Genomic DNA, 5,856 nt, shown 5'->3' with positions numbered 1-5,856 from the left:
GGCAAAGGCTTGAGTCTAAGTCCAGTGGGGATTTTCAAACCAGACGCCATGAACGGGGTTCACCTTGAAGCATGAAAATGCCCGAGGAACGCCGCCCGAAAGCGGCTATTTACAGGATAGCAAGCGAGGAGATTCTCCATCAGGTGGACTGCAAGCTGCGATCAGTACGCCGCCGCCTTGCCCTGGAAAAGCAGGCAGAGGAGGAGATTAAAGCCCATACAGGCCGTATTAGTACGCGATTCCAGCGAGAGACAGCCCGGCGAGATAAAGTCTACTCTCATATCCTCAGGCTCGAAGAGCAGCGAGATGAACTGATACCCAGGTTTGCCGATGCCACCGCTGAGGCGGGAGTAGCTCTGTCTTACGACACCCTCTCCCAGCAGACGATGGAAGCGATCTCCAAGCGTATGCGCACCCCCTCCGATATCTGGTGTGAGACGCCGGTGCCCGGTGTTAGCGGCGGACGGGTTCAGATTTTTAAAGTCGCAGGCCCGCTTTGCCTGGGAGCCTCGGTCGCGATCTCGGTGGGGGCACTTTACAGTGCTTTGAGTAGCGATGATTTCAGAACCTTGGATCACCCAGCAACCATCGTCAAGCTGGTGATCCTCTTCTTTGTTGGAGCCACCTTCAAGCTCGCAGGAGCCGTTGAGTCTCAGCAACAAGGACGACTTCGGGCCACCGCGCATCATGAAACCAAGTCAGCGCGCCTCTGGAAAGAAGTCACCTGGCGAGCGGTCATTCTGGCCGTGCTCTGGGTCTTACTGGCGGTATTTGAGGGTGTCGCCCTAGAGTCCTTCGCCCACGAGATCAACCGCTACAACCGCTTAGCCAAGATTCAGCCACTCTGGGTCTACATTCTCATCGGGGGCATTCTGGCAGGCTTTGGCTTCCGAGCAACCGAGTCAGTCGCCTTCACTGACGGCCTCCAGGAGCTAAGAGAGCGCTTCAACAAGCGATCTGCGGAGATGATGCAGCCAGCACCTCCTAACCTCTCCCGCATCCTCAAAGAGGGCAGTCTATTGCTCTCCCTCAAAGAGCGCATCGTTCAGGAGCGCAAACTTCTGGACTCGCTCGATGACGAAGAGGAGCAGGAGCCCGAGGTATCGTCACGCACGAAAAGCCTCCTGGACGAAGCCCGTTCCGCAGAGCAAGACGAGGCTAAACGACTGACGGCGCTGGTGAGCAAGTATGCCGACGTGTTCACCCCGCTCCCCCACCAGATCATCCCCGAGCAGATCGTCGCTCCCTCGCCGCCTAAGAAGATCGTCAAGAAGCGCTACTACCTCTGGTGGTTCCGGCGATCCAACTCCAAAGGCGACGACTAAAGACAGTCCTAGCACTCCCTTGCCTGTACCTGATGGCGTGCCAAGTCCTGTGCTCACCCAGGTACAGCTTGGACGGCCTCCTCCCTCAGCAAGTGGCTTAAAACCACTCTGACATCTCTTTATTCCTTCCTCGTTTTCACTCAGGAGAAAATCAATGATTGTAAACTTACTCGAAAGCGCGGGCCGCATCCTTCACAACACTGTGGTCGGCCAAGTAGAAAAACGCGTCAAAAAGCGCCGAGCGGCAAAGTCTGCCAGTCCGCCAGAGAAACTCGGGAAAGCCGTCGTGATCGGCTCAACGATCCCTTCGGCGCGAAAGCCTGGCGCTTCGGAACCCGTTGAAATCTACTTCAAGACCCGCCTAAGGCACTGCTTCATCACGGGCCAGGTTGGCTCGGGAAAGACCACCCTGGCCCGCACTCTGATGCTGGATGATCTCGTTCGCGGCAACGGGATCGTCAATATCGACTACCGGGGAGAGTCCACCGACTTACTCCTTCAGTACCTTGCCGAGCGCTACACGCCGGAGGAGCTTAAGGAGCGCCTCGTACTCCTGGATCTTCGTCAGCGCAGCACCTATGGAGTAAAAGGCGAGCCGGTTGTTGTCTTCAACCCGTTGCTGGAAATTGGCAATGACGGCTACGCGGCAACGGCATTCTTCCTGGATGTGCTGCGCCAGGTCTGGGGCGATGGAGTACTTGGCGTCCAGCTCATTGACGATCTTCGCCATATCCTACTGGCTCTTACCCTCTCTTCGTCGGGCTCTTTCACCATTCTCGACATCGAGCGCATGCTCACCGAACCAGAGTTTCGCGCCATGGTTCTCACTGGAATAAACGACCCCATCGTACTCCGGTTCTTTGAGCGCTTCGATAGGGTCAAAGACCCCGATGGTCGGGTGCTTCCTGTCACCAACAAGCTCTCTCCGCTGATTGCCACTCACCGCAGGCTCCGGGCAACACTGGGAGGAACGGAGAAAATCTATTCGTTTCGAGAGCACTTCGAGAAAGTAAAGAATCCCATCGTTCTAGTCTGCCTTGCGGCGGACGAGACGGCAAAAAGTGTTGCAGGAGTTGTGGGTGCACTGTTCCTTTCGGCAGCGATAAAGGCCGTCATGCGCTCGGATCGCGCTGTTGGGGAAGAGCCTACCAGCGGGATTCACTTCCTGCTCGACGAGGCGGCTAACTACGCCACCGCGATTGAGGAGCCGCTGGGTGAGCTGATCCGTGAGGGACGCAAGTTCGGCGCGTTCTGCACCCTCATCACCCAGACCCCAAGTAGCCTTTCTTCCTCGCTGCGTTCTCTGATGATCGATGTCGTGGGAACCATGTGCTTCTTCTCCCAAGGACCACAGCAAGCGGAGAACCTGGCTGGCTGGATTAGTAGCGATGACTTTCCCAAGGTGGTGGTGCGAACGCTTTTGATGCAGGCCAAACCTGGCGAGGCGCTTCTACTGCGTCAGGGGCACTCCCCTTGTCGAATGCAGACCTTCAATACTCCTTACCCCAAAGTGACAGCGGAGAAGGTGAAAGCCTTGCGACGGGCAGCGCTCGCACACTGGGGGAGTGCATCAGAAGGGGAAGCTGCAAAGACTGTCACTGAGGCAGATCTTCCAGTGGCAGCTGATCCAGATAGCCCCGCTGAGGCAGAGACCAGTGAAGCCGCCCCTGCAAAGACCAAGACTCAAACGAATACAACAATCGTCGAAGTCCGGGAGGCTCCAGAGCCCACCAAGCCAGCCCGTCGGAGGAAGAAGACATGAACCTTCGTCTTCAGCCGCGCGACCTCAACGCCCTAATCTGTACATATCGCCACGGGTTTCTCCTCAGAGATGACCTGCACACACTCGCCTTTCCAGGCAAGACACGGCGGCTCATGACACGGCGTATCAAGCAGCTCGTGGATGCAGGCTTGATGGAAGGCGAAGCACTGCCACTTGGGGCGTTTCCCGTGGGGCTACGCGGCCTACTCCCCCACCCAGGGCAGTTTGCCTACCGCATCACCGAAAACGGCGCTCGACCTGTCGCCGAGAGTATCGAAGCCGACATCGCCCTGGTGCGGCGGCGAATCCATGCCGTCCCAAGCTACGTTGGTCATGCTGTCGCCGTTGCCAAGATCGCGGTGGCGCTGCATCGCTTTGCCCCCGATCAGGGCTACCAGGTTAAAGAGTTTCTCTGTGAGAGTGATGCTCGTTATCGCTACCAGTGGAAGCAAGCAAGTGAGAATAGTGGAAAAACGGCTGGCGACTGGAAAACCGAGGAGCTGCGCCCTGATGGCTTAGCGATGCTCCAGTGGTGTGGACAGCTCGTCCCGGTTCACCTCGAAGCGGACATGGCCACTCAAGGCAGAGTCGCCCTGCAAGCCAAGCTCCAAGCCTACGCTCTCTATACTAGTACAGGAGCACTGAGAAGACGCTTCCCCGACTGCCCTAGTCTCCACCTAGGAATCGTGACCACATCACCCGAGCGGGTGCAGACCATCCAGAGCGTTGTCGCCGAACTCGACGCGCCACAGCTAGCACAGGTGCGCATCACCACGTTCGCCCAGCTCCTCAGCGATGGGCCTCGCTCTCCTATCTGGAGATCTCCCTCCTCCACTTTAAATCCATCCTCAACCTTGAAAGGGTTACTTCCATGTTCTGTCTGAAATGCAAGCGTCTCTCTCCAGTTGGCAGCGCGTACTGCGCCTACTGCCCTGGCAAATACTCCTTCAACGGCATCATCTGTAGCGGTGGACATCGCTGCAATGTGGGAACCCGTATCTGTCCCACCTGCGGCAATGATGAGTTCTCCGAGCACACCTGGGGAATACGAACCGGCTGGATCGCAAAGCTCGGAACAGTAGCCCTACTGGTCTACCTCTGGAAAGTCGGTCTTGCGCACGGTGGCGAGATTCTTCCGATTCTGGAGTCGGGTGCTGCTTACACCTTTGGCTTCATGACCAACTCCGACTCAAATGCTTCTGGCAATGCCCTGAGAACAATCTTCGCCTACGGCTTCGTGTTCTGGATGATCGGCCTCTGGATGCACATTTTGCCAGGGCAAGGTGGAGTTCTTGGAAAGTTCTTTCGAAGCCTGCCAGTGCGTGTCTACCAGCTCACCCTGCGCTGGATTCCACGCGTGGGAGCCCTTCTATGGCGCGGTGTCCTGAGAGTCTCGGGGCTTGTAGCCAATAAGCCTGCTGCACTACCAGGCAAGTCCAAAGACAAAACAGGAAAGGGGGAGTCGTAACCATGCAATTTGGTCTGGACGCTAGGAATCGCAATAAGCGCAGCCTTTTTAAGCTCGGACAGACACTCAGTACCCCAGGAGCACTCGATGCTCTCGGGAAGGCAGGGGTAACTCCATCAGACCTACTTCAGCGACATATTACGGGAGATTGGGGCGACACTCTCCCTGAAGATCGTGATCTGAATGAGGAAGCACTCGTGATGAGAACTCGTATTTTTTCAGCCTATTTACTTCCCCATACCGGAGAGAAGATCTGGATCATCACCGAAGCAGACCGGTCAGCCACAACCCTTCTCTTGCCGGAAGAATACTAAGCAATGGAAATGACCACGTTGAACATAGACATCACCGCTCTGAACCCCAAGTTCTCTTTGGGAAAGATCGTGGCTACCCAAAAAGCTCTCCAGCTCATCCAAGAGAATGGCGGTACCCCCACCGAACTGATTGGGCTACATGGCCGGACAGCAAGTACCGTAGTCAAAGGTATCATCCTTCTCGAGGACAGCGAATTTGCCCCTCATGCAATTGATGGCCACCCAGTGCATTCCCACTTCGGCGTGGGGACAAAGCCTATCTTTGTCGTTACCGAAGCAGATCGCTCCAGAACAACGATTCATTTGCCGGAGGAGTGCTGATGCCCCCAACCCACTCGATTCCCTCCTGGCTCAAATCGGAGCGACGCTTTGAGCCAGGCACCATCTCAATCTCTGCGACCGCCCAAGGTGTTCTGCGAGCTGCCCACACATCGTCCGAGTCGCTCATCGCCCGGCACTGCTCTGGAGACTTCGGGGACATCTCGGAATCGGACAGCCACACCAATGAGGCTAACCTTCTATCGGGAGGTCATGTCACCAGCGTCTACTCACTCCCTAGGTTTCCTCTTGGTCTAGGCCGCGAACAGATCTGGATGTGCTCGCTTTTGCGGGAAGGTTGGACTTATATCTGCATCCAGAGCGAAGTCGGCAATGTACTCTAACAAACAGACCATGTGCTCTGATCGACACACTGGCACAAAGGGAAAATCCATGAGAAACGTTCGATACTTATGCGATTGTGGAGCGATCAATATCATCCCGCTCCGGACTCGCTTACGCGGCAATAAGCCCGCCTTCTTTTACTGCGCAGATTGCGGCAAGCCCAGCTACGATATTTGCAAGCAGTGCGGAATATGTCAATGATTTTGAGACACTTTTCTTTTTTAATTTAGACTCTTTTTGCCTCCAGACTTACCCTGCATTTATCATCTGTCACGGCGGGCAAAGCGGAGTCCAGCACGAGTGCCAATACAGGAGGATTGATCC

The 5,856-nt window shown here is 56.0% G+C and carries 6 protein-coding genes; all 6 read left to right on the top strand.

The window, feature by feature from the left end; genetic code table 11:
* Nucleotides 1–71 precede the first annotated feature (71 nt).
* The 6 genes from RMO15_RS26030 (at nucleotide 72) to RMO15_RS26005 (ending at nucleotide 5,531) form a co-directional block, all read left to right on the top strand.
* A complete protein-coding gene (locus RMO15_RS26030; protein ID WP_309719654.1) occupies nucleotides 72–1,325 on the top strand; it encodes a hypothetical protein in 1,254 nt (417 codons plus the stop codon).
* A 154-nt stretch (nucleotides 1,326–1,479) separates the two neighbouring features.
* On the top strand, nucleotides 1,480–3,087 hold the full coding sequence (locus RMO15_RS26025; RefSeq protein ID WP_309696091.1) for a type IV secretion system DNA-binding domain-containing protein: 1,608 nt from the start codon (nucleotides 1,480–1,482) through the stop codon (nucleotides 3,085–3,087).
* Complete coding sequence (locus RMO15_RS26020) at nucleotides 3,084–3,971, top strand: replication-relaxation family protein (protein ID WP_309696089.1); 888 nt, start codon at nucleotides 3,084–3,086, stop codon at nucleotides 3,969–3,971. The genes RMO15_RS26025 and RMO15_RS26020 overlap by 4 nt, the downstream gene beginning before the upstream one ends.
* A complete protein-coding gene (locus RMO15_RS26015; protein WP_309719651.1) occupies nucleotides 3,959–4,555 on the top strand; it encodes a hypothetical protein in 597 nt (198 codons plus the stop codon). Before RMO15_RS26020 ends, RMO15_RS26015 begins: the two co-directional genes overlap by 13 nt.
* Before the next feature lie 317 nt (nucleotides 4,556–4,872).
* A complete protein-coding gene (locus tag RMO15_RS26010) occupies nucleotides 4,873–5,190 on the top strand; it encodes a hypothetical protein (protein WP_309697445.1) in 318 nt (105 codons plus the stop codon).
* Nucleotides 5,190–5,531 carry a hypothetical protein gene (locus tag RMO15_RS26005; RefSeq protein ID WP_309719649.1) on the top strand — a complete coding sequence of 114 codons (342 nt, stop codon included), beginning with the start codon at nucleotides 5,190–5,192 and terminating at the stop codon, nucleotides 5,529–5,531. The genes RMO15_RS26010 and RMO15_RS26005 overlap by 1 nt, the downstream gene beginning before the upstream one ends.
* Nucleotides 5,532–5,856: the final 325 nt, after the last annotated feature.

The sequence above is a fragment of the Armatimonas sp. genome (assembly GCF_031410135.1).
Classification (GTDB): Bacteria; Armatimonadota; Armatimonadia; order Armatimonadales; family Armatimonadaceae; genus Armatimonas.
Note: the sequence above shows the minus strand (reverse complement) of the source record. Positions and strands in the feature narration are given on the sequence as shown.